This is a genomic window from Bacteroidota bacterium, assembly GCA_005882315.1.
Classification (GTDB): Bacteria; Bacteroidota; Bacteroidia; order Chitinophagales; family Chitinophagaceae; genus VBAR01.
The window spans coordinates 1,413,088-1,436,804 of the sequence record VBAR01000001.1 but is presented as its reverse complement, the minus strand read 5'-3'; the positions used below and the strand labels follow the sequence as shown (position 1 = coordinate 1,436,804).

The window sequence follows — 23,717 nt, the reverse complement described above, 5'->3', positions numbered from 1 at the left end:
GGTTAAATGACAATGTCCTTATTCATATTTCTGCTTAGTAAACCAAAGGTCGCTGAGTGAAAGTCCAAATGATATGCGCATTACATCTTCTTTCAACACATTACTGTTGTTTCCTCTTTTAGTGTATTCAAAAGCAAAATTAATGATGGTTGCCTGTGTTCCTGCAAGACGGTTGTAATTGGCGATCGGCAGTCCCATTCCGAATGTAGCGCCAAACTGTGTAAGGCTTTTGCCGGTATTGATATAATCAGGGCCGCCAAATAATCCTGCACGGTAGGTAACATTACTGAAATAGCCATTACCTGCAGCCGGACGAAATTGACCACCAATATTTGCCTGCCATGTGTCCTGGGTAAAATCTGTTTGCCCATAATAACGGTAATCACCCCATGCTGTGGCAGTGAAGTCTGCACCAAACATCCAATTAGATCTTTTATACTCAGGTTCGCTACCTATTGTAAATCCAAAGGTGAATGAGCCTGGATATTGCATGGTTCCTTTTACATCAGATCGTGTATATACACTATCCAGCCTTAGATCGAGACCTACAGTTGTACGTGTAAATGTTTCAACAACACGATCTTCATGCGCATTTAATGTAGTACCTAAGTTACCTGTAGCGCCAAGAGTAATATTGATTTTGTTCTTGGTTGTATGTTTGTATTGCAAACCGCCCTGAAGGAAAATACTTCCATACGTTGCATTTGACTCGTGATTGGACGGGTTGTATTCAATCGTATCATTCACAAAACCGCGACGGGTACTGTATTCTTTTTTGCCAAACAAATAACCAGTATTGACACCGATACTAAATTTTCCCAATTTTACGGCTGTACCAATATTAGGAAGATAAGCCCCACCATCACCTTTGTAAACAGTAAGTACGCTGTCGGTGGTATTGGTCAGTTGTACTCTTTCCCGCATTTCAATTTCGTAACTGATCCGTGATACAGGACGTATACCAAATGTAAGCCCCCACTTTGAACTCAACGGCATACCAACCTGCATATAGGAGAAAAAAGCATTTTGTGCTACAAATTTTTCGGGGCCATCAGCCTCACGCAGTGTCCTGCGATCATAGTTAATTCCAACATCAAATAATACCCGGCCCGATTGCAACTTGTTTGACCTTGCTTCTTTTAATGATTGAAAGTGGGCATACGATGCTGGATTGCTGAAATTGATAGCCAAAAAATCGGTGTATCCTGCAGAGATACGTCCCATACCACGGCTAATAACATTCGTAGAAGGAGACAGGTCACCAATACCATAACGGCTATAGGGTGAGTTGTCCTGGGCGGTGGCGAACTGACAGTAAGCCATTGATAATAAACCGATAAGAGCTATCCTAAGGGAAAAATTTTTCTCAATTGTTAGTTTCACTAATTGCATACAAACCTTTAAAGATTAAATCAGGGTCTGCAAATATCTTGTTTTTAAGGTGGGGAGCCAAATGCGATAAATCACCCCCGGTTAAGGCCACGTTAAAGTTCCCGAACTTTTGCTGGTAAGCATCTATCATTCCATCGATTTCCATTGCCATACCAATGACCACTCCGCTTAAAATATTGGTGTTTGTATCATAGCCGATCAACGGTGCATTGCTATCGGCTTTTATTAATGGCAATTTTGCTGTGTAATAATTCAACGACTTCAACCGCATTTCCATACCGGGAGAAATGCCTCCTCCTATGAACTCATGATATTTATTGATGAAGTTGTAAGTAATGCAGGTACCCAGCCCGATGATGAGATTGTTTTTCTTTGGATAAAAATGAACGGCAGCTGCTGCCAATGCTAAACGATCGGCGCCAATCGTTTCAGGTTTACCAACAGGTGTAGTAAAAGAAAGTTTGGTAAGATGACTGAGTTTGTGAAATTTAGTTTGTGATGATAAAATTGTTTCGATCTCAGCGTTATGATTAATAACTGATGAAAGAATTGATTTCTGTGGTTTGAATTGATCAATGAGTGATTGAACCGAGTCATTTGTATCATCATTCAATACGATAGCTTCTTTTATTTCATCGTTGTGAAATATACCGGCTTTTTTTCTTGTATTACCAAAATCGAGGCAGAGGGTGATTTGCATGATCAAGTTGAATTCGGGATTAAAAATAAGAATTTAGAAAGTATCCAATAATTTAAACTATAAATAGAATTAAATAGCTTTATCGAACACACTTAAATCAAATCAGATGACCACACAAGAATTTATTGAATCAATAAAAGTAGTAGTAGTTGATTCTTCAATTGAAGGATTAAAATCTGTTTTAACCAAACCAGCAGGAAGAAGCCCGAATAAAGAAACAATAAAACTATCAAATTGGTATAACAGCTTAACTGAAGATGATCAAGAAATGGTTCAAAAGGTAATTAAGGAAGCTGTCAATGCTAGTGTTTTTGGTTTTTTATGCGTTTTAGATGGCGTAAAAGCAATTGAGGGTCTTGGTGAAAAAGGAGTCTTGGAATTGCATTACATTAAAGAAGGCAAAAGGAGTTTATTAAATGATAGAGAAAAAGAGTACTCCACAACTTACTTTAATCGGAAAAGCTATCCTTCAAAATTAAATCCCTTCAGGTTTTTAAAGTGGCCGTTCTGTTTTACTTTAAGTTTTAAGCCTTCCATTTCTGCCACCATCGGTATTACTTTGGTTAAATATCGTTTCAGGTATTCCTGCCGCTGTAGTTCTTGCATTAATTGCAATAATTCATATTCCTCCCGCAGGCTCAGGCCGATATGATGGGCCACATCATATGCATTGATCACTTCATCAGCTTTTTTAAAATCCTTATCCACCTCAAGCAGTTTATGCAATTCAACAATGCTGCTCATTACTTTGCGCATCAGTTCACGGTTACCATTGTCAATATTATCGGGATAGTTTACAATAGCGCCACTGTAGAGTTTATCCGGTATTTCTTTTATAAGTTCCAGGGTTCTGAATATTCTTACGCCGGCGGTTTTTATATCCATCTCGCCATTGTCATACAGTTTACTCAGTTCAGTTATCTGCACCATCGAACCATACTCCTGCACTTTATTTTCAATTACCGTAGGAATGCCAAATGGTTTTTTTGCCTGGTGACATTCAGTGATCAGTTGTTTATAACGAGGCTCAAAAATGTGCAGGTTTAGTTTTTCACCGGGATAAACAACGATGCCGAGAGGGAATATGGGAATGAAATTGGTCATTTCAATGCAAGGTAAAAATTATTGAATATTGAACAAGGAACAGGGAATGTCCAATTGAAAAGGATTGCTTAAAATTCTATTATTCAGTATTCTTTGTTCCTTGTTCAATATTCCTGAGTTCATTTAATCGTTTGTATTTTAAAAAAGTATAATAAGCTGTCATCTTTGCACAAGTAAATCCAGCCCGGCCATCCAAAATACCGAGTTTAAAAATATAGTTCTGTATAAATGAAAATGCCGGCGATAACCATTGCTTCAACATTGAAGATCTTTTTCCTTGTCGGAAATATTTCTCCGCATTCAGCCGTGCATAGTTTTCCATTTTGTTTTTGTAATCTGTTTCATCCTTCATAGTGTAATGAAGTACGAAGCCATTCAATTCTTTTATCTTTACATTGGCTGGAAATATCAATTGCTCATGCACTTCTGCGTCGTTCCATTTTACCTGTTTGCGGTTAAAGAGGCGGATATGTTTATCATTGCCCCATTCACCATAACGTATCCATTTATTCTGGAGAAAATTTTTAAACCTGAATTTAAAAACCGCTGCTTCATCAGCACCAGAAAGATTTGATATTATTTTTTTCATTTCTTCATCCGGTATTTCATCTGCATCAAGGCCAAGTATCCAGTCATGCTTTGCATAGCTGTTGGCTTTGTTTTTTGTTTTACCAAAACCTTCCCAAGGACCTTGTACTAAATTCGCCGGGTATGTTTTTACAATTTCAATTGTATTATCTGTGCTGCCATTATCATATACAACTATATCCGGCGCAAAGCCCTGCAAAGACTGCAATGTCTTTCCGATAATAGCTTCTTCGTTTTTACAAACTATGACCACAGAAAACTGAAACATGGTGCAAGTATAATTTATATTGGTGTAATTAGTGCCCAGATTCAGTAACTTACCACCCGATTATTATGTGGCAGGAATTACTTAATCAAATCAAACAGGGCGATATAAAATCGCTGGCTAGGGCAATTTCGCTGATAGAAAATGAGCAGGAGGGTTATCATAAATTGCTGGAAAATATTACTGCACACCATCCTACAAAGATCATCGGCATCACTGGTCCGCCGGGTGCAGGCAAAAGCACATTGGTTGATTCATTGATCGGTGTATTGACCTCCACAGGGAAAAAAGTTGCAGTACTATGTGTTGATCCCTCCTCTCCATTTAATTTGGGTGCTGTACTGGGTGACCGTATACGTATGAGTGACTGGTATGTAAATCCCAATGTTTTTATCCGATCATTAGCTACCAGGGGAAGCATGGGCGGCTTGCACCCGAAAATTATTGAGATAAGTGATCTGTTAAAAGCGGCACCATTTGATCATATCATTATTGAAACAGTGGGTGTAGGCCAAAGTGAAATTGAGATCGCCGGGCTTGCTGATGTAACTGTTGTTGTGATGGTACCGGAGGGTGGCGATGAAATACAAACAATGAAAGCAGGGCTGATGGAAATAGCAGATGTATTTGTTGTGAATAAAGCAGACCGGCCCGATGCTGATCTGTTTGTAAAAAACTTAATGCAGATGCTGGCACCAACATTCAGCAAACATTATAATGAAGTGCCGGTAGTAAAAACGGTGGCTTCACAAAAAACAGGAGTAAAGGAACTGGCTGAAATTATTTTGAACCAGTTACACAAATCCCATTTAACAGATAAACGTTTCTGGCTGCTGGCAGAAAAAGCTTACTGGCTTATTCAACAAAAACGAATGAAGGGTGTTTCTAAAGATGATCTGAAAAAAAATATTGAAGAAGAATTCGTAAAAACTAAATCATTCAACCTGTACCAATTCATTAAGCAATTCTAATTATACCGTATGGAAAAAATACCAAATGAAAATTTACCTAAATCAACAGACTGTGAACCTATTGGTATCGATGTGGTACCCGGGAAGGTTTATTCCTGGTGTAGTTGTGGATTGACTGCAACAACTCCCTTTTGTGATAATGCTCATCGTGATATTGAAGATGAGCCTTACCGAAGTATAAAAGTTCAGTTTGACAAAGCCGAAACTGTCTGGTTTTGCCAATGTAAGCACACTAAAACACCTCCGTTTTGTGATGATACTCACAAAAGTCTGAAGTAGTCATAATAGTTGATCAAAACCTCAGGGCTCAACATAACCGTCTTGACGTAACTATAAATTTTGCGTTGTTAACTTAATACTGTAGATTCAAATTATTTAACACCAGTATGTCCATCTTAAAGAAAATCATTTTTTTACTTTTGCTTATACTTTACTTTTCTTGTCAAACCCAACTCGAAAAACAAGGCTGGCAACGAACGACTATAGTTTCACGATTGGATACATCAACCATAAATAAAAAGGATAAAGAACTATTTGTTATCAAGATTCAAGGTTTTCCTTCTCGGGATTCTGCTGGCGAGATTATAAATCAACCATTTTCATTTCAGGATAAAAATCAAGCTTATGCGTTCAATATTTTTGTGAGGGACTCTGCTGGCAAGATCATAAATGAACCGTTTCCAGTTATATGGGGGAGTATATCATCTAAATCTGATTTAGCCTATTATAAGTGGGAATCGGATTCCGTGTGCCTGGTAAATATATTGAATCATGGGAGTGTTCAGGATTCCTTTAAGCTTACTTATTCTCATAATTCTAAATCATTGAAATATCTTAATGAACCGACGAAATAAAATCTACGCTTTAAAAAATAGTTTGTTTGATTTAACATGTTTGAACCCTGCAAACACTTCCATAATTGCATGTTCATCGATTCTGCAATACTGTTTATCGAAAAAGTTTCTCCTCGGCATTTACAGAAGATACTTTGGTGGCATGAACCAAAATCTTCAAAATGCGAATCTTATCAATCCTTCTTTTATTAATAGCGTCACAAAGCTCGGCGCAAAAGAATGAAATTGCCAACCGCCTTCTTTATAATATTACGGTTAGTATTGATCATATTTCTTACCCGGGTAATAAAAAGTACCGGCCTAAACATACTGAGTACCCCCGGCATTCTCTGCATAGAGGATGGGGAATATCAGCCGGCGTAGATATACCATTTTCAAAAAACAATTCTAACCATTTCCAGTGGAGTCAAAGTTTTCGGGCAGGATATCTTAATAACCCCGGAATTCAACATGCATTCAGATTGTATACAGAGCCAACACTTTTATACAAATTATCTTTTGAAAACTCTCAAATTCTGCAAACGGGCTTACAACTGGGCTATATGAGAGTTTACCCCAAAGGTGGTATGATCAGCAGGCAACAGGGAAAAAATTATATTGATCGAAACGGCAGAGGACAATTTACAGGTGGAATTATGCTGGGTGCCGGTCATCGTTTTCAAAATGTTTCTGCAGAATTACAAAATACCTTGCAATATCATTTCTGGTTACAGGGGCCGTTCATTCCCAAACGTGCTCCCCTATTACCACATCAGTCCTTTTCTTTTTCATCCTCTTTTCATCTATAAATATTTTATTATGAAAAATTTATTTTTCCTGGTAGTGGCAGTTTTACTTACAGGACACACAGTGCTCCAAGCACAACCATCCGTTCAAAATATTATTAAAAACCAGAACTCTGTTTTCAAAACTTCGAAGCTTCAAGGATTGGTAAATGATTACGTAAATAAAGGTTTACCCGGGATGATACTATTGGTAAAGAATGGTGATTCCACCTGGCAAACAGCCGCCGGATTTTCTGATATAGAAAAAGGGGTCGCTATGGAAACCACGAATAAATTAATGATCGCCAGTATTACCAAAATGTTTGTAGCTGTTGTTACGCTCAGGTTGCAGGAAGATGGAAAACTGGATATTGACAAACCGATCAATACTTTTAAGTGCGGGTATAGATTTAAAGACATTCCAAATGCAGAGAAAATCACCATCCGGCATCTATTGAATCATACAAGTGGGTTACCTGATTTTATCAAAACCAGTCGTTTTGTTACCAACCTGCTTGATCATCCTTTAAATAACTGGAAAAAGAATGACCTGTTGAAATTTCTGGCGAACACAAAGCCTGAATTTATTCCCGGAGAAAAAGGAATGTATAGCAACTCGAATTTTTTATTATTATCGGTAATACTTGATGAAGGATTTAAGGACTCGATCGATCATGCATCCTTGATCCAGAGAGATATCATTGACCCACTTCTTTTAGATCATACACATTATATTGATCGCAAGGCTCCCCCAAAAAATTTGGCCCAAGGTTATGCCGACCTGTACAGCAATAACCATCTTATTAATCTCACACACCTGAATATCGGTGGATCAGGGAATGGGTTCAGTGGAATGTTTAGTACCGTTGCAGATCTATCTAAGTTTTTGGATGCGCTATTGATCAAAAAGACCTTGTTGAATGATAGCAGCTTAAAGCAAATGCTGAGCTTTACGCAGGATACTGAAGAAAAAGCAGTAGCATTTGGGTTGGGCATTTGGAAAGATTTCCAGGATACAGGAACTGACAAATTTGCTTATGGCCATAGGGGAAGAGAAGCGGCCTATACTGCTGACCTGTTTTGGTTCCCAGCCCAGGATATTATGTATGTTTTAATGATGAATTGTGGTATTGGTACGGATTCACCCTTCAAAGAAATGTTTCTCGAGTTTCGTAAAGAATTGGTCACTGAATTACTCAGGGGATCAGAAACTGATCAGAAATGATACTCTACTTTTAATTCGTCGTCAAAATGCCCATGTACAACGAAATAATTTCCCTTCTCTCAGGGATACCAATAGTTTTGAATTATAAAAATTGAAATATGAAAAAAGTAGCTATAATTCTCGGTTTCACTTTTCTAATTATTTTCTTAAGCGGTTGCCTTAACACCCTTCATCCCATTTTTACTGAAAAAGACCTGGCTTACGATCCAAAACTTATCGGTACCTGGAAAATCGAGAACCAGGGAAATAAAGGCAGCGCAGTTATCAGCAATCTTACTACAGAAAGCTCTTTAGATATCCCGGGAACTATTTCTTCTATTAAGCAAAAAGGCTATTTTATCAGTTACCGGGATGAGAATGGAAAAGTTTCAGAACAGTATATTGCCTTTCTTGCACGGATCGGTAAACACCTTTATTTTGATTATTATCCGGCTGATAAAAAAGAAGACCGGAAGATCGATGAATTCTTCGGAGTGCATTTAGTAAAAATGCATACATCTTATCGTGTCGAAATTTTAAATGACGGAAGTTTTGAATTAAGCCAATTAGATGGATCGTATGTAAAAAACCTGATCGATGAAAAAAAGATCCGGATCAGTCATGAAACAGATGCTGATGATAATATAACAATAACTGCTTCTACTAAAGAGCTTCAGCAATATCTTCTTAAATATGGTGATGAGCCTTCGGCTTACAGAAGTGAAAAAACAGCTTTTAAAAAATAACTATTATATCTAAATATAAATTTTTAGAAAATGAAAAAGATATTCTTCGCTTTATCCATCCTGGTTGTTACGGCTTCTTCCTGCGTTACTTCTCTTCAGCCTCTTGTCACCTATAATACAGCCATTGCTGATAGGAGGCTTGAGGGGGCATGGACGCAAGACGGGCAGGAATATATTGTTCAAAATGTTTTCAATAGTGACTTCTACAAAAAGAACCAAAAAGACCTTGAAAAGAGTCGTAATGAAAATAATGGTCAATTATCGAAAAAAGATAAAGAAGATTCCGCTCTTTTTTCCAAATCTTATATGATAGAATATACTAAAAATGGAATACGATATCTGTTGTTTGGAAGCATGATCAAACTGAACGGTCTTTTATTTATGAACTTCACACCTGTGGTTATGACAAATACAGATAGTGCCAATAATGAAGCTGTAATCGATCTTCCTAACCGAATCAATTCTTATACTATTGCCCGTATACATTTCAGCAATACGAACACACTGCAATTTGATTTTATTGATGGAGGTTATCTGCATGACCAGATAAAGTCAGGTCGGATGAAAATAAAAAATGAAACCGATGAGTTCTATGATACCTTCTTGATCACTGCCTCCACCACAGAATTGCAAAAGTTTCTTGAAAAGTATGGTAATGATAGTCGTTTCTTTACCAAAGAAAATTCTGTTACCTTGATTCGTAAAAGCTGAGGAATGAAGAAAAAGTATTGGGAACTCAATCATCCGATATTGAGAATTATTCAGCACCTGGCATTCTGGGTGCTATCATTCTTTGTGTTCCTTTATCTTTTTAAAACTGGGGCTAAGCCTGAAAAGATAGATTACATCTATACAATCCTATTCCAGCTTACACTCTTACCGGCTGTTTATTTAAATATAGAATTGCTTTTACCAAAGCTGGGAAACAAGAAACGAATCCTGTTTTATTTATTTTCATTAGTTGTCCTTATCATTCTTTTTGCATGGATCAATTATAGTTTTTTTGACGACTGGTCTGCAAAACTATTCCCTGATTATTTTTTTATCTCCTATTTTACTTACCGTGAGATTGTTCTTTTTTTTATTGTTTACACTATCATCACAATGCTGCTCAAGCTTTCAAAATCATGGTTCCTGGTAAGCGAATTACAAAAAGAATTGCTGGAAAAAGAAAAACAAAAAACTGAAGTGGAACTAAAAGCGCTGAAAGCGCAGATCAATCCGCATTTCTTTTTTAATACACTGAACAGCATCTATTCCATGGCGCTGGATAAAGATGAGCGATTACCCGGTACAGTATTACAACTGTCGGACCTGATGCGATATTTTCTTTATGGGTCCAGAGACAATTTTATTCCGTTAGAAAAAGATCTGACCGTTGTGAAGGAGTATATTGCTCTCCAAAAGCTGCGTTCGGATGCACAATTAGATATTGAAACAAAAATATCCGGAGAGATCAACGATCAGCAAATTGCACCATTGCTTCTTATTACATTTCTTGAAAATGCATTCAAGCATGGCGCTAAAGGAAGTTCAGAAAATACATTTATAAAGCTTGATATAAAAGTGGAGAAGAATAAGCTGAATTTTACAGTGGAAAATAATAAAGGCTACATTGATGATGTAAAAACAGGCGATCATAATGGCCTTGGGCTTGAAAATGTAAAACGCCAGTTAGAGTTATTGTATCCGGGCAAACATTTGCTGAACATAAAAGATGAACAGGATCGTTTTGTTGTCGCATTACAATTAAGTTTATGAGCCGATATAAATGCCTAATAATAGAAGATGAACCCTTGGCACAGAATATCCTTAAAAAATATATTTCTGACCATCCTTCACTAGAACTGGTTGCAGTATGTGCCGATGCATTGGAAGCGCAGCCAATATTATCACAGCAAAATATTCAATTGCTTTTTCTTGATATCAATCTGCCAAAACTATCAGGGATCAATTTTATTAAAACGCTTATTCATCCTCCGCACATAATTTTTACAACAGCTTACCCGGAATTTGCGGTAGAAGGATTTGAATTAAATGCGGTTGACTATTTATTAAAACCATTTTCATTTGAACGCTTTCTGAAAGCTGTAAATAAAGCAATTGAAAAAATAAATTCCTCCGTGACCCCATCTCAAAGAATTGAGCCGTCTCCTCCATCTTTTGCTTTTCTGAAAGCAGATAAAAAATTACATAAAATTAATCTTGATAGCATTCTCTATATTGAAGCAGTGGGGGACTATATGAAAGTGATGACTGAATCGGAAACGTTATTGGTAAATGAAACTATGAAAAAAATGCTGGAAAATCTTCCTGCAAATAAATTTATACGGGTACACAAGGGCTTTATTGTAGCTATCAACAGAATTAAATACATTGAAGGAAATTTTATACGAATTGCTGAAAAAGATATTCCCATAGGTGCTACATATAGTGATGATTTTTTTTCAAAATTTGAAAGAAAGGCAACTTAACCGTTCGACCGGTTTTACTGTTTCTACTATTTAGCAATTCTCTTTTTCGTAGAATCCCAACACCTGTTATAAGAGGTTTACGTCAATTGCAGGATTAATACGGCACTTTACTTCTATTACTAAGGAATTCTTTCTATTTTTTATCCCTGTGAAAGCAGGCTGTTTAAACATATCATCAATTGTCAGGCATTTAAATAAAGCAACACTTTTTTTGATAGCCGCATGCTTATACAGTCAATTAAGTATTGCACAGACCACTAATATCAGCGGGGTGGTCAATTCCTATTACCAGGTGATTGAGGTAATGCCCACTATTTATGCCTTGAAAGTAAGTAACCCCGCCGGCTTAGGTGTAAATAACAGGGTACTGATCGTTCAAATGAAAGGGGCTTCGGTTAATACTGCCAACGACACCGGATTTGGTGATACAACTACACTGAATGAAGCGGGCAATTATGAAACAGCGGTAATCTGTAAAATAAAAACAGATACCATTTATTTCCATCATACATTTTTGAATACTTACTCACCCGTAACTGGTAAAGTTCAAATGGTAAAGATGGCAGAATATTATTCAGCCAATGTTACGGATACTATCAAAGCAACATCCTGGAATAATACATCGGGTACCGGTGGTGTCATCGCAATCTTCTGTGATATGAACCTTACATTGAATGCGCCAATCTATGCAGATTCATCGGGCTATCGAGGTGGAGCATTTGTTGCAAGCAGTGGTACCTGTTCAAACTTTTTTCCGGCCAGCGCCTATTATTATACAGCATCATCCACTTCTCCACAAAGCGGGGCATGGAAAGGTGAGGGTATTACAGCAGTTGTTGCATCACAAAGTGGTGGCCGCGGTGCACCAGCTAATGGTGGCGGTGGGGGTAATAATCATAACAACAGCGGTGGTGGTGGTGCCAATTTAAATGGAGGTGGAATCGGTGGCGGTAATTCAAGTACAGCCGGATGTACAACTATGCTCCGCGGATTAGCAGGAAAAGCGTTGAGTAATTGGAGTGGTCAAAAGGTTTTTTTTGGTGGCGGTGGCGGTGCCGGTCATTCCAACGGAGGAATTTTTATAAAAGGTGGTGGCAATGGTGGCGGAATTATTTTTATTCATGCGGAAAATGTAATTGGTAACGGTTATAAAATTTCCGCTAATGGCGGTAGTGGTGGGCAATCATTATCCGATGGTGCAGGTGGTGGTGGCGCCGGGGGAACCATCATTTCTGATATAACAAATTTTACAGGCAGTATAACCTTACAAGTAAATGGCGGAAATGGAGGTAACTCTGATGACGGTGGTACTGTGGACCGTTGTTATGGCGGAGGGGGTGGCGGCAGTGGAGGTGTTATTTATTTTTCTGCAACAACTCCTGGTATTACTGTTAATAATAATGGTGGAAATGCAGGCACTGAAACAGGAAGGAGTGCAGGTTGTGCGGCGGCCGTTGCAGCCGGTCCAGGCAATAATGGGCAAATCATTCAGAATTATTTTTATAAACGATCTACTGAACCTGCTTCTAATTGCGGGGGTGCTTTACCCTTTAAGTTTTCCTATTTCACTGCAAAAGCTGCGCAACAAAAAGTTTCATTGGAATGGAGAATAACAGGAGCCGAATCAATCAACCATTTTGTTATTGAAAAACAAATTACAAATAATGATTGGGCAACTATTCAAACAATACCCGCATCCCGTCTTTCAGAGATTTACAAAGCAGAAGATCTATATCCCGCGATGGGAAAAAATTATTATCGCATCAAAATAATTGAGAACGATAATAAACAAACTTACTCATCTGTACGATTGGTTGATTTTAGTAGTAGAGCAACTGAGTTCTCTGTTTTTCCGAATCCTGCACAGCATACTATTACCATCAGCAGAAATAACACGGCCCCGGTAAATTTGAGAGTGTTGAGCTTAACAGGTAATCTTATTTTGCAAAAACAATTAACCGATCTTCAAACTACAATTTATCTTCCTTCGTTAGCCCCGGGTGTTTATATCCTTCAATCAGCAGGGGTAAATAAAAAATTGATCATTCATTAATCCCAGTCACATCCAATCGGTGCGCCGGGCGGAATGGCACGGTGAATTGTTGGTTTTGCATCAGCAGGCTTATTCATTCTTTCCAATGCTAGCATCAAATGCCCTTTATAGGTTTCATCTGTTACAGTTTTAAGGGAAGATTCTATAAATGTTTTGAGATCTTTCAGCGATTTGGTTAAAACTGATTTTACAGCAAAAGAATTATTATCATTTACACTTGCTGATAATAAATAAGTCAACAACACCTGCTCGGTCTGTAGCTGAATTAATTTTTCTACTCCGGTCATCCTGCTTGCTTTCCATGTTTTTAAAATAAGAATATTCATCATTTCTCCAACTCCTAAGCCGTTATTCACCGCCTCATACTGTACCATTCTATTCAAACGTTCTGAATTAAATAAAAATGACAGTGGCAGATCAGCTGCTGTTTCAGCTGGTGATAAAATATCAAATGCTAATCCTGTTTTTTTCTTAAATAATTCTCTTGTAAAATCATATCCTGCCGGTCGTGGAGGAATCAATTGTGCTATTCGATCCGGCAACAATAAAAATTTCGGGTCTAAGCAATCTATTACAGCATTCAAAGCTCTTCGTTGTTCATCTTTTGTCAATGCTTTTGTAATGAGCTGTCCATCTCCACGTAATGCATATGTATAATTCATGCCGCCAACAAGTTTAGTAGCGGCCTCAATTTGATAACGATGATAAAAATAAATTGGCACCAGCACATCTTCAAGCATTGCCATTGGCATACCGGGTCTTATATTTTTTTCTCCAAAATCAGATAATGCTTTTGCACGAACTTTCATTACATCTTTTAATTCTGTCACGGCATCGTTGCCGTTATCCCATAAATGTGCCTGCGGGTGTAAGCCACCGGGTGCTCTTGCATCCTGGTCAGAAATAAACTGTAATCCTTTTTTCTCACCATCGGCTAGAATTTTATTCAATGCACTCGCTTCATTTGTACCAGAAGAAAAATCCTGGTAACCGAATGTAACTGCTACCTTATCCCAATCGCCAATCTTATTATCATACGCATCACTTAAATCTATTTGCCCTGCCGCATTCAGTTTTGCCATCGGGTGTGGATAATCCATCACACTTGCACGATTACTTACACTTGCTGCATAATTATGCATAAGTCCAATTGTATGTCCCACTTCGTGTGCCGATAATTGTTTCAACCTTGCTAATGCCATTTTAAGCATTTTATCATCAACAGGAGTTCCGTTTTCAAACGGTGCCAATAATCCTGTTGCTATTAAATAATCTTGTCTTACCCGTAATGAACCCAATGATACATGACCTTTTATTATTTCTCCTGTCCGCGGATCAGTCACTGATGCACCATAACTCCACCCTCTTGTGCTGCGGTGTACCCAGTTGATCACATTATATCTTACATCCATCGGGTCTGCGTCCTCTGGCAACAATTTTACCTGGAAAGCATTTTTATATCCAGCTGCTTCAAATGCTTGGTTCCACCAACTTGCCCCTTCAAGCAGCGCACTGCGTATCGGTTCTGGCGTTCCGTTATCTAAATAATAAATAATTGGTTTTACCGCTTCACTTACAGCAGCATTCGGGTCTTTTTTCTTCAGCCGATGCCGCATGATAAAATATTTTTCAATCGGCTCTGATACAGGTGTACTATAATCAAAATAAGAAACAGGAATAAAACTACTGCGGGGATCGAACACTCTTGGTTTGTAATCATTATCCGGTAATTGCACAAAGGAATGATGAATGCGCAATGTAATAGCTTCAGATGATGGGGTAACTGAGTTCACGAAATTCCCGGTATTGCCGTCATTATTTACAAATGTGACCGTTGCTTCAAACTCTGTATTCTGCGGAAAATTTTTTGTACGTGGTAAATAAAATGCTGAGCGGTTTTTATCGAAAGAATAATTTCCCTGCTGGCTACCCCGAATACGGTTGGCTACCTGCATTGCATCACGTAATAAAAAATCAGTTGCGTCAACTAAAATATGAGTGCCTGTTTCCGCTTCTGCTGTAAAACCCCAGATAGTTGATTGGGCAAAAGATTGTTCAACGGCTCTTTTCTCAGCATTATCATTTGTTATTGCCCGATAATTATAGTTAGGCTGTATCAGTAAAATTTTCCTTCCAACTTTTGAAAACTTAACAATGCGTTCGCCACCAAGCAAACCGCGGTCGAGACCAATATCGTTGGAACCTAAGCCAGCCGGCAATGATGTAACGTATAGGACTTCTGTATCCAGCTTATCGACTTCAAGAAAAATCTTTCCGGCGTTTTCATCCCAATAAAAATTTAAAAAGCCTTCATACCTCTTCAGGTCTTTGGTTTTTTCTTCTATTGAAGGAAGCTTTTGAGAAAATATGGATAATGGGAATAAGAATATTAGCAGCAGTAATTTTTTCATAATAGCAGTTTAGCTGCTGAAGTTATGAAATGTGAAAGATGAAAAAATGGTTTTGGACAAAAGGCTATACCTCACGGTTATTTTTTCTTGCCTGGTAATAAATAAAACCAGCAATAAGAAATGGCGCAGCCGCCAGGTAAAGTATCCCCGAGTTCATCCCTTTTGCAGGTTTATCACCCATTTGTTGTGCTGTTTTGGTACAGATAGAGCATTGGGCTGATGAATCCTGAACAAGGAACAGGGAATTGAAAACAATAAACAATAGTATCAGCACAATCTTTTTCACTATAGAAATTTTGACAAAGATAAGCCAACCGGATTTTTAGCAGCCTATTTACCGCAGATTATTAACCGGGCATCACCAAACAGTAACCGTAGCTGAATAATGCGGATTTTCTGCCTGAATTTGTTGAAAATTCCAGACCATGCTTATTAAATCATTCAAAAGCTCGTTACTTTTTGTTATCCCTGTGTTCTTTGTTATTTCAGTTAAAGCCCAAAATGTTGGGATAGGTACTACTGCTCCTGCCGGCAAATTGCATATAGACCTGACCGGTGCGGCAACAAATTTTGCCATATTAATTGACGATGATGATGCCGATAACCCAACTATCCGGTTTCGTAAGGCATTAACATCAAAAGGGTTTATGATGATTGATGGCAATGATTTTAAACTGGGTACTTATAATAGTAACCCTACTGGTAAGCTTATCCTTGAAACCAGCAGTATAAGCCGGATGTATATTTCACCGGCTGGTAATATAGGTATTAGCCAAGCGGATCCAATAAGCAAACTTCAAATAGTGGGTGGTACTGATGCCAGTTCTACACAACACGGATTTATAATGCTTGGAATTGAAACAGCCGAAAATCTTGTAATTGATAATAATGAAATTCTTGCTCGTAATAATGGGGTCGTTTCTACTTTATTTCTCGGAAGAGATGGAAGTAAAGTGCAGTTAGGGAATGGAGCTGATGAGGCAGGCACCAAACTACAGATCACTTCAGGTAATGATGTGGGGCTACCCGATGCTCAAAGCGGATACATGATGATGGGTACGCAAGGAAGTACAAATATGGTTTTGGATAATAATGAAATCCAGGTTCGTAATAATGGAGCTGGTGGCCATTTGTATTTACAAAATGGTGGTGGTAATGTTTTCATTGGTGATGCAACCAACTTCAACAGCTCACACCGCCTTGGTGTAGATGGCAATGCCGTTATCCTTGGCGCTGTAAGGATCGGTGAAACAGTAACACCCGGTGGTTACAAATTAGCTGTAGATGGCAAAGCTATATGTACTGAATTGCTTGTTCGGTTAGTTCCCAACTGGCCTGATTATGTTTTCAATAATCAATACAAGCTGCGTGGTTTAAATGAAGTGGAAGAGTTTATAAAAAAGAATAATCACTTACCGGGTATTCCTTCCGCAAAAGAAGTAGAATCAAACGGCGTCAATGTGGGTGAAATGCAAAAATTACAAATGGAAAAGATCGAAGAACTCACTTTATACATTATTGAACTGAAAAAAGAGATCGAAAAATTAAAAGCAGCAAATTAAATCATCGCTTTTAAAAAACTGCAAAACAATCTGTATGAAAAAAAGACTTTTAACTCTTTTTAGTTTATTGCTGATTTTTATTTCAGCTGCCGATGCACAGGAAGATCTTGTATTGAAACAACAACTACAAGGAAAAACTAATTTAAATGATGTAATGAGTGTGATAAATACTTATTACAAAAATCCTGAAACCATCAACCGGCTGGGGCAAAGAAATGCAAACCGTGATCTTAAACATTGGAAAAGATGGGAATGGTATATGAGCAGTCGTATTGGCATTAACGGAGATTTTGTAAACATCAATCAAAAATTAATAGAAGCAACAGGCTTGCAACAAAATCGTTCTTTACGTTCAGCAGGTACAAGTAATAATCTTTCAAATGCTACACAAACAGCTTCCGGTAACTGGACATTGGTAGGGCCTAACAATACAACAGTTGGAATTGGTCGTGTCGATCGTCTCGCTTTTCATCCAACAGATGCAGATATTGTTTATGCAGGCAGTGCAGGCGGTGGATTATGGAGAACAACAAATGCTGGAACAAGCTGGTCAAATCTTACACCTGATATTCCTTGTCTTGGTATAAGTGGTATTGCTATCAACCCGGAAAATACAAATAACATTTATATACTTACAGGTGATGGTGACAGCAATACAAGCGGATTAGTAGATGATTTTGGATATATGCGTTTATCAATTGGTGTTTTAAAAACAACCAATGGCGGAGCAAGCTGGACAAAGATGGGAGTATTTCCCGGAGCTAATTATTCTACATTAGTAGGTTATCGTCTTACAATGCATCCTACTAATCCTGATACATTATTTGCCTGTACTAACCAGGGTATTTTCAGAACAGGTGATGGGGGTACAAGTTGGACATTGGTTGAAGATGAAGGCCGTTTCTATAATCTTAAATTCAAACCCGGCAGTTCAACTATTTGTTATGCTGTTTCATTAGATGGAAATACAGCCAAATTTTTTAAAAGCACAAACTCAGGTAACACCTTTGTTGATGATCCTGTCATTACAGGACAGATAAACAATCCTACTTCAAGAGTGGACTTGGCAGTAGCCCCTTCTAATTCATCGGTTGTATATATATTATGTGGCGGCGTACAAAATGCAGGCGGTACGTATAAAGGATTGTTCAGAAGTGGGGACTCAGGTGATAGTTTTGTATCGCAAAGCAATTCACCTAATATACTGGGCAGGGCCAGTGACGGAAGTGATAATGCAAGCCAGTCATCCTACGATCTTACAGTTGCAGTAAGCAATATTACAAGTAATACGGTTGTAGTTGGTGCCATTGAAACATGGCGCAGTTTAGATGCCGGTGCCAACTGGGCCTTTCGTGGTACTGGAATACATGAAGATGTTCATGAAGTTGGTTTTCATCCGGCAGATAATAAATTATGGGTAGCCAATGATGGTGGCGTTTTTAGCAGTACTGATAATGGTGCTAACTGGACCACCCATTTTGAAGGAATGAGTAATAGCCAGTTTTACCGGATAGATGTAAACCCAGATGACTATATTGAAATAATTGGCGGCTTGCAAGACAATGGTACTAAGAAAAGAAATGGCAACACTTCTACATTTGACCGCACCAGCGGGGCAGATGGTTTTACAGTAGGGTATGATAATGCAAACTCTTCGATTTTTTATGCGGTGATCAATTCAACCATTACAAGATTTACAAATGGAGGTTCCAATTCAATTGATATCACTCCACCGAACACAAATAATTTTGCACCGAGTATGGCTGTACATACTTCATTAGGCAATGCACTTTTCTTTGCTGCCGATTCTTTCTGGAGAACAACCAATGCAATATCACCGAATACCTGGACAATGACTCCTAACCTGAATGGCGGATGGTTTATACGCACCTGCCCAAGTAATGGCAACCGTGTATATATGGCCGGTGGTAATAGTTACCAGGCTACATCTGGTGTCTTAAGAAGAAGTGATGATGGTGGTGCAACCTGGGCAGGAGCAGGAATAATAAGTAATAACCCGGGGTTCCCGAATAGTTATCCAAAAATCACTTCCATTAATGTTGATCCCAATAATTCAAATAATGTATGGGTCACTTTTGGTGGTTATATGGATGGAGTGAAAGTTTATTATTCCAATGATGCCGGCGCTAATTGGTTTCCACGAAATGGAACATTACCAAACCTGCCGATAAATTGTATTGCAATTGATATTAACAACAATGCCTATATCGGAACTGATAACGGTGTTTACTATCGCAGTACAACGATGACTGATTGGGTTCCTTTTTATAATAATCTTCCTTATGTTCCTATAACCGATCTTATTCTTTCCGAAGCAGATAACAGGATACGGGCATCAACATTTGGCCGTGGAGTATGGAGCAGCGACCTATATAGTACCTGTGTAACTGATCTAAATATTACAGGTACACTCGAGGGGCAGGAATTTCATGAAGCATCTAACAATATTTCATCAACAGCATCATTGCTTACATCAGAAGGAAGTAAGGTACAAATGCGTGGAGGAAATGAAGTTTTATTACAACCGGGTTTTACAGCAAGAGAGATGACTTCATTTCGTGCAGCAATCGGCCCTTGTGGTAGCGGTGGTGTGGCAGGCTTTTTTGTATCGGAAATTAATTCATTAACTAAATTGCCGGCAAAACACTTCCTTCCTCCACCTGGTGGTAAAAGATCAATGATACATATTCACTCTGTATCTAATGGCTTAATACAATTTGAAGTAAATCAGAAATATAATGGTGAAACGGATGTAGTAATTACTAATGAAGCAGGGGCAATTGTCAGTACTAAAAACTTTCCATCGACTCAAACGGGCAAATGGAATAATACAATAAGTACTACGGGTTTACAGCCGGGATTGTATTATCTCAGTATAATGCTGGACAAAAGAGTTGAACATATGCAGGAATTAGTTATCAGATAAGAGGTAACCAAAATATTTTACTAACTTATAAACCCAAACAAAAACATTTTTTCTGGCTACAATCAGGTTCCAACTCGTTTTTCCGCGGCTCATTTTGGTAGTTGCTTTGCTGGTATGTATAAACAATATACCGGCACAGGATATTTCATTTTTTCACCTCAACACTTCAAACGGGCTTAGCGATAATCTTGTGTCTTCAGCAGCAAGAGACAAAAATGGCATCTTATGGATCGGTACGGCCGAAGGTTTGAATAGCTACGACGGATACACAATAAAAAAATACTATAAAGAAGATTACCCTACGCTAAGCAGCAACAATATTTCTTCATTGTACATGGATGATTATAACCAGATATGGGTCCGTGATATAGCAGGAAAAATTACATTGATTGACGAAAAAAGAAATTTCATTCCTATTTCTATTTTGGAAGATGGCAAAGAAATAACCCCCATTACTTTTTTTAAAACCAAGCAACGGGGTTTCTGTGCCGTATCCGGTAGTAAGATTTTTACACTCAGCAAACAGAAACCTCACACATTTGAAAAATTACAATGGAATGAAGACACGGCCTTGCTGAAAGGTTATGTACAGGTAAAGAGCGATAATAATGATACCGTAATTCTTGTAGGCGCTGACAGGTTATGTGTATTTGATATAGGACAATTGAAGGTTTTAAATTCTGTATTTATACACGATATCATCGGTGCTGCGTGGCTAAATAATAACGAACTATTGGTAACAACTGGACATGACAGAGAGTTGTTGAAAGTGGATCTCGGTAAAAACGAAGTTGTCCATAATTATGGAGATCTAAAAGACCAGTATGGTCAGGATATATTTGGCTACCTGCGCCATATGAGAAAATTGGCTGATGGAAGATTCATCATGACCAGCGGATATGGTGGTGTGTACATTTTCGATGCTGAACATGAAAAGATCTATCGCTACGGTCATGATCCGCTTAATGTGAGAAGCATTTCTGCCAACAATACCGCACATGTATTTACTGACAGCGGAGGATATGTTTATATCACTACCCGTTCTGCAGGTTTAAATTATTTTAATATCAACTATCAACTAGCCGGTTATCGTTCTGCATTCCAGGAAACAGTTACAGGTAAAATATTTCATGGCTTTGTAAATTATATAACCCGTCATAAAAATGGCAATTACTGGTTGGGCACACAAACCGGTCTGATAGAGTGGAACCGTGAAATGAATACAGCAAAATTTCATGAATATGGTATTATTAATAATGCCCCTTTAAACGGGGTTGAAGAAGTACGGGCATTATGTTTTGATAAGAATGATAATCTCTGGGTTGGACTAAACCGTTACGGAATTGTGGTGTTGAACAAAAAAAGAGAAGTGATAAAGTATTTTAGTGCGGATAAAAAAACAGCTCCCAATAATCTGCCCGGAAACTGGGTAAATAATATCGTTTTATCACCCGATAATAAATTGTGGGTAGCAACTGCAGGCGGGTTATGTATCATTGATCCTGATAAGATGGCTGTAGAAAAGGCAGATGAACAACATGCATTAAAACAACTTGAAAAGATTTATTGCTACAATGTTTGGTTTCGTAATCCTTCTGAAACATGGATTGGAACGAACAGGGGAGCATTTCGTTATCGTCAAAACACAGATCAATTGACTAAATTTTCTACAGAAAATGGTTTATCCTTTAATGGTGTCTTATGTTTTGCTGAAGATAAAAATGAAGTTGTTTATGCAGGAACAAGTAATGGTCTGAATTTGATAAAAGGCGATTCAATTATTAAAATTTATAGAAGGCAAAACGGATTAGCCAATGACCGTTGTTTTGGTTTACTAAATGATGATAAAAATAATATCTGGATCGGTAATGATAATACATTGCTCAGGTATAACGCCAAAGACAGCAGCTTTACAAAATATGATGAAAGCGCAGGGCTTAATCCGGGCGGCTTTCGTTTGCTTTCATATTACCAATCCACAGATGGTGAACAGTTTTGGGGAAGTGACCTGGGGTTAAGCTATTTCAAACCTGATGAATTGGAAAAACTGAGTATTCCGCTTTCTGTTAATATCAGTTCATTCATCGCAGGTAATGAAACGATGAGTTTTTCAGGCAACGAAAAAATTGCATTACCCTATTCACAGAATAATTTATTGTTCGGCTTTTCGGCTGTTGATTTATACAGCAATAAGAATATTTTATATGAGTATAAATTAACCGGTGCTGATAAAGACTGGAAAAGAACGACATCTCCGCAACAGGTGGCTTACACAAACCTGTCGCCCGGCACTTATACATTTTTTGTTCGTGCTACAAGGGATGGTGTCAAATGGATTGAAGCGTCCAATTCATTTTCCATTATAATAAAAACACCCTGGTGGAAGAGCACGGGTTTTATTGCAGCTTATATTTTTTTGCTGGCAAGCATTATCTATTTCTTCATCCGTAGCCGAACGAATAAAATTAAACAACAGAAAGAACAGCTAGAGACCGAACAGGCAATAAATTATTTTGCTACTTCTTTAAATGAACAAAGTACGATTGATGATACCTTATGGGATGTTGCCCGTAATTGTATTGGCCGATTGAATTTTGAAGATTGTGTGATCTATTTACTGGATGAAAAAAGAAATGTGTTAGTGCAAAAAGCAGCATGGGGACCCAAGACAACGAAAGAAAATAAAATTCTTAACCCCATTGAAGTCCCGATCGGGGAAGGTATTGTAGGTCATGTAGCGAAAACAGGTAAAGCAGAAGTTATTCATGATACTTCAAAAGACGAAAGGTATATTGTAGATGATGTGAGGCGTTTTTCAGAGATCGCCGTGCCACTTATTTCCGATGGAAAAGTATATGGTGTAATTGACAGTGAAAATTCAAAAAGGAATTTCTTTACACATAAACATCTTTTCATTTTATCAACTATTGCTTCTTTATGTGCTAACCGTATCGTTCGGGCAAAAGCCGAAGCAGAAAAACAAAAAGCAGAAAAAAGTCTACTGGAAACACAACGACAAACAGCTGAAATGGAAATGCAGGCTTTAAGAGCACAAATGAATCCGCATTTTATGTTCAATAGCCTGAACTCCATCAATAACTTTATTTTAAAGAACGATCCTGATAATGCATCGCAATATCTTACCCGTTTTTCAAGATTGATGAGATTGATACTTGACAACTCAAGAGAAGAATGGGTATTACTGGAAAACGAGATCAAAGCATTACAACTGTATGTTGAAATGGAAGCAATTCGTTTTGATAATGTATTTGAATATAAAATAAGCACTGCATTAGACGTTAATCCTTCATCCGTAATCGTTCCGCCGATGATCGTTCAGCCTTATGTGGAAAATGCCATCTGGCACGGATTATTACATCGCAAGGAGCCGGGCAGCAAATTGGAAATTGATATCTGGAAAAATAACGGTGAGTTATTTATTAAAGTTGAAGATAACGGTGTAGGAAGGGAAGAAGCTGAGCATTTAAAAAGTAAATTCAGCAGTCATAAAAAATCACATGGCATGAAGATCACCGCCAAGCGGTTGGATATGGTAAATAAGATATATAATGTAGATGCACGGGTAAAGATCGAAGATTTAAAAAATGGTAATGAAAAAACGATTGGAACATCAGTCCTGTTACAATTGAAATACAAGACAAGTCACAATGATTAAAATAGA

At 37.9% G+C, this 23,717-nt stretch carries 17 protein-coding genes and 1 pseudogene; 12 read left to right on the top strand and 6 right to left on the bottom strand.

All coding sequences use genetic code 11. From position 1 onward, the window contains the following. Window positions 1-18: 18 nt before the first annotated feature. Window positions 19-1,392 (bottom strand): hypothetical protein, encoded by a 1,374-nt coding sequence (locus tag E6H07_05955; GenBank protein TMI65460.1) that lies wholly within the window; start codon window positions 1,390-1,392, stop codon window positions 19-21. Continuing rightward, on the bottom strand, window positions 1,367-2,092 hold the full coding sequence (locus tag E6H07_05950) for a type III pantothenate kinase (GenBank protein TMI65459.1): 726 nt from the start codon (window positions 2,090-2,092) through the stop codon (window positions 1,367-1,369). The genes E6H07_05955 and E6H07_05950 overlap by 26 nt, the downstream gene beginning before the upstream one ends. Before the next feature lie 106 nt (window positions 2,093-2,198). Here E6H07_05950 and E6H07_05945 point away from each other — a divergent pair. Continuing rightward, window positions 2,199-2,513: pseudogene (locus E6H07_05945) on the top strand (hypothetical protein). A 41-nt stretch (window positions 2,514-2,554) separates the two neighbouring features. Here the strand turns inward: E6H07_05945 and E6H07_05940 are convergent. Both E6H07_05940 and E6H07_05935 read right to left on the bottom strand, forming a co-directional pair. Next, entirely contained in the window at window positions 2,555-3,196 is a 642-nt protein-coding gene (locus E6H07_05940) for a peptidase S16 (protein TMI65458.1), read from the bottom strand. Between the two features lie 79 nt (window positions 3,197-3,275). After that, the gene (locus tag E6H07_05935; GenBank protein ID TMI65457.1) at window positions 3,276-4,052 is read right to left on the bottom strand and encodes a glycosyltransferase family 2 protein; all 777 of its coding nucleotides are present in this window, start codon (window positions 4,050-4,052) and stop codon (window positions 3,276-3,278) included. 65 nt (window positions 4,053-4,117) lie between these two features. Here E6H07_05935 and meaB point away from each other — a divergent pair, with 65 nt between their 5' ends. The 8 genes from meaB (at window position 4,118) to E6H07_05895 (ending at window position 13,115) form a co-directional block, all read left to right on the top strand. Then, on the top strand, window positions 4,118-5,020 hold the full coding sequence (meaB, locus tag E6H07_05930; protein ID TMI65456.1) for a methylmalonyl Co-A mutase-associated GTPase MeaB: 903 nt from the start codon (window positions 4,118-4,120) through the stop codon (window positions 5,018-5,020). A 9-nt stretch (window positions 5,021-5,029) separates the two neighbouring features. Next, window positions 5,030-5,299 carry a CDGSH iron-sulfur domain-containing protein gene (locus E6H07_05925; GenBank protein ID TMI65455.1) on the top strand — a complete coding sequence of 90 codons (270 nt, stop codon included), beginning with the start codon at window positions 5,030-5,032 and terminating at the stop codon, window positions 5,297-5,299. Window positions 5,300-6,471: 1,172 nt separating this feature from the next. Continuing rightward, entirely contained in the window at window positions 6,472-7,863 is a 1,392-nt protein-coding gene (locus E6H07_05920) for a beta-lactamase family protein (protein TMI65454.1), read from the top strand. A 98-nt stretch (window positions 7,864-7,961) separates the two neighbouring features. Beyond that, window positions 7,962-8,588 carry a hypothetical protein gene (locus tag E6H07_05915; protein TMI65453.1) on the top strand — a complete coding sequence of 209 codons (627 nt, stop codon included), beginning with the start codon at window positions 7,962-7,964 and terminating at the stop codon, window positions 8,586-8,588. 30 nt (window positions 8,589-8,618) lie between these two features. Next, window positions 8,619-9,299 (top strand): hypothetical protein, encoded by a 681-nt coding sequence (locus tag E6H07_05910; GenBank protein TMI65452.1) that lies wholly within the window; start codon window positions 8,619-8,621, stop codon window positions 9,297-9,299. A gap of 3 nt (window positions 9,300-9,302) precedes the next feature. Further along, window positions 9,303-10,349 (top strand): GHKL domain-containing protein, encoded by a 1,047-nt coding sequence (locus E6H07_05905; GenBank protein ID TMI65451.1) that lies wholly within the window; start codon window positions 9,303-9,305, stop codon window positions 10,347-10,349. Further along, complete coding sequence (locus E6H07_05900) at window positions 10,346-11,062, top strand: response regulator transcription factor (GenBank protein ID TMI65450.1); 717 nt, start codon at window positions 10,346-10,348, stop codon at window positions 11,060-11,062. Before E6H07_05905 ends, E6H07_05900 begins: the two co-directional genes overlap by 4 nt. 211 nt (window positions 11,063-11,273) lie before the next feature. After that, the gene (locus tag E6H07_05895; GenBank protein TMI65449.1) at window positions 11,274-13,115 is read left to right on the top strand and encodes a T9SS type A sorting domain-containing protein; all 1,842 of its coding nucleotides are present in this window, start codon (window positions 11,274-11,276) and stop codon (window positions 13,113-13,115) included. On the opposite strand, the gene E6H07_05890 is transcribed toward E6H07_05895, so the two are convergent. Then, window positions 13,112-15,526, bottom strand: a complete 2,415-nt coding sequence (locus E6H07_05890) for a zinc-dependent metalloprotease (protein ID TMI65448.1) — start codon at window positions 15,524-15,526, stop codon at window positions 13,112-13,114. The two genes, E6H07_05895 and E6H07_05890, sit on opposite strands and share 4 nt — an antisense overlap. 64 nt (window positions 15,527-15,590) lie before the next feature. Further along, window positions 15,591-15,794, bottom strand: coding sequence for a hypothetical protein (locus E6H07_05885; protein TMI66477.1), 204 nt, complete (start codon window positions 15,792-15,794; stop codon window positions 15,591-15,593). Window positions 15,795-15,951: 157 nt separating this feature from the next. Between E6H07_05885 and E6H07_05880 the strand changes: the two genes are divergently transcribed. The 3 genes from E6H07_05880 (at window position 15,952) to E6H07_05870 (ending at window position 23,711) form a co-directional block, all read left to right on the top strand. Continuing rightward, on the top strand, window positions 15,952-17,088 hold the full coding sequence (locus E6H07_05880) for a hypothetical protein (protein TMI65447.1): 1,137 nt from the start codon (window positions 15,952-15,954) through the stop codon (window positions 17,086-17,088). Window positions 17,089-17,122: 34 nt separating this feature from the next. After that, a complete protein-coding gene (locus tag E6H07_05875) occupies window positions 17,123-20,035 on the top strand; it encodes a hypothetical protein (GenBank protein TMI65446.1) in 2,913 nt (970 codons plus the stop codon). Window positions 20,036-20,129: 94 nt separating this feature from the next. Beyond that, entirely contained in the window at window positions 20,130-23,711 is a 3,582-nt protein-coding gene (locus E6H07_05870) for a GAF domain-containing protein (protein ID TMI65445.1), read from the top strand. The last annotated feature ends 6 nt before the right edge of the window (window positions 23,712-23,717 follow it).

Coding starts and splice junctions, on each gene's coding strand:
- E6H07_05955 (TMI65460.1), bottom strand. CDS start 1,392: ATGCAATTAGTGAAACTAACAATTGAGAAAAATTTTTCCCTTAGGATA.
- E6H07_05950 (TMI65459.1), bottom strand. CDS start 2,092: ATGCAAATCACCCTCTGCCTCGATTTTGGTAATACAAGAAAAAAAGCC.
- E6H07_05940 (TMI65458.1), bottom strand. CDS start 3,196: ATGACCAATTTCATTCCCATATTCCCTCTCGGCATCGTTGTTTATCCC.
- E6H07_05935 (TMI65457.1), bottom strand. CDS start 4,052: ATGTTTCAGTTTTCTGTGGTCATAGTTTGTAAAAACGAAGAAGCTATT.
- meaB (TMI65456.1), top strand. CDS start 4,118: ATGTGGCAGGAATTACTTAATCAAATCAAACAGGGCGATATAAAATCG.
- E6H07_05925 (TMI65455.1), top strand. CDS start 5,030: ATGGAAAAAATACCAAATGAAAATTTACCTAAATCAACAGACTGTGAA.
- E6H07_05915 (TMI65453.1), top strand. CDS start 7,962: ATGAAAAAAGTAGCTATAATTCTCGGTTTCACTTTTCTAATTATTTTC.
- E6H07_05910 (TMI65452.1), top strand. CDS start 8,619: ATGAAAAAGATATTCTTCGCTTTATCCATCCTGGTTGTTACGGCTTCT.
- E6H07_05905 (TMI65451.1), top strand. CDS start 9,303: ATGAAGAAAAAGTATTGGGAACTCAATCATCCGATATTGAGAATTATT.
- E6H07_05900 (TMI65450.1), top strand. CDS start 10,346: ATGAGCCGATATAAATGCCTAATAATAGAAGATGAACCCTTGGCACAG.
- E6H07_05890 (TMI65448.1), bottom strand. CDS start 15,526: ATGAAAAAATTACTGCTGCTAATATTCTTATTCCCATTATCCATATTT.
- E6H07_05880 (TMI65447.1), top strand. CDS start 15,952: ATGCTTATTAAATCATTCAAAAGCTCGTTACTTTTTGTTATCCCTGTG.
- E6H07_05875 (TMI65446.1), top strand. CDS start 17,123: ATGAAAAAAAGACTTTTAACTCTTTTTAGTTTATTGCTGATTTTTATT.